Source organism: Mesorhizobium sp. M2A.F.Ca.ET.042.01.1.1 (assembly GCF_003997405.1).
Taxonomy (GTDB): Bacteria; Pseudomonadota; Alphaproteobacteria; order Rhizobiales; family Rhizobiaceae; genus Mesorhizobium.
In genome coordinates, this window is sequence record NZ_RZRX01000564.1 from 1 (window position 1) to 1235 (window position 1235).

1 protein-coding gene is annotated in these 1235 nt (G+C 65.9%); it reads right to left on the reverse strand.

Translation table 11 applies throughout. The features are described 5' to 3' along the window. Positions 1-256: 256 nt before the first annotated feature. The coding region (locus tag EOA23_RS34850; RefSeq protein ID WP_127307329.1) for an IS110 family transposase at positions 257-1235 on the reverse strand (979 nt) is incomplete at its 5' end.

Genomic DNA, 1235 nt, shown 5'->3' on the forward strand with positions numbered 1-1235 from the left:
TCGTCATGTATGGACGGCCCCTCTTGGGCAAGAGGCAAAATGACGACGACGGCGTAAGTCTGGAGCGGTCATGTATTCGGCCTTTAGTGCGGTCGATTTCGATGACCGCTGACCAACAAGGGTTACGCGGATCGGTTCCAATCATTCTAGCGCGCTTGGTGTCGCGATGACGATGGCGGATTTTCCCGACCCAGGTCCTGACCATTTTGCCGTGCTGCCTTTTTGCTCCTTACGCTGTTAAGGGCCTCGATTGCGGCTAGGCCACAGCCGGTGCCCTGTATTGTTGTCCCGATTGCAGCATTGCCCAGATGATGCGGGCGGTCTTGGCCGCCTGCGCCACGACGGCGACCTTGACCGGCCGCCTGGCCAGCAGGCCGCGTATCCAGGGCGAGCCTCTGTCGGGCTTGGCCCTGACCTGACGCAGCCAGGAACTGGCGCCGAGAATGAGCAACCTGCGCAGGTCCTTGTCGCCGGCACGGCTTATATGGCCTGTCGGCCTGTGCTTGCCGCCGGTGTCATGGGTCTTGCGGGTCAGGCCCAGCCAGGCTGCGAAGTCCCTGGCCGAGGCGAACTGGCGACCGTCGCCGATGGCTGCGACGGTCGCATGCGCGATGATCGGGCCGACGCTCGGGATCGTCGTCAGCCGCAAAGCTGCCCGCTGCTGCCTGACCTGAGCCAGGATCTGCTTGTCCAGCTTGCCGATCTCGCCATCCAGCGCCCGCCATTGCCCGGCCAGCGGCACCAGGCAGATCAACAGCGCCGCTGGGATGGCTTCATCGGCCGCCTCGACGCGCCGCAGCAGGGTCTCGATGCCCGCCGCCCCTTTGGCACTTGTCTGTCCCATCTCATAGAGCAGGCCACGCATGGCGTTGGCCAGTTGCGTGCGCTGGCGCACCAGAAGGTCGCGTGTGCGGTGCAGCGCCCGGGCCCATTGCTGCTCGACCGACTTGATCGGCACGAAGCGCATGTCGGGCCGGCTCACCGCCTCGCAACAGCCGTGCGCGTCGCGGGCATCGTTCTTGTTGCGCGGAACATAGGGCTTCACATAGGCCGGCGGCATCAGCTTGACGTCATGGCCGAGCGCGCTGAGCGTGCGAGCCCAATGATGAGCCGAGCCGCAGGCCTCCATGCCGATCAGCGCCGGCGGCTGCGCGGCGAAGAACTTCTCCACCTGCGCGCGGCGCAGCTGCCGCTGCACCACCACGCGCCCGGCAGCATCCACGCCGTGCACCTGA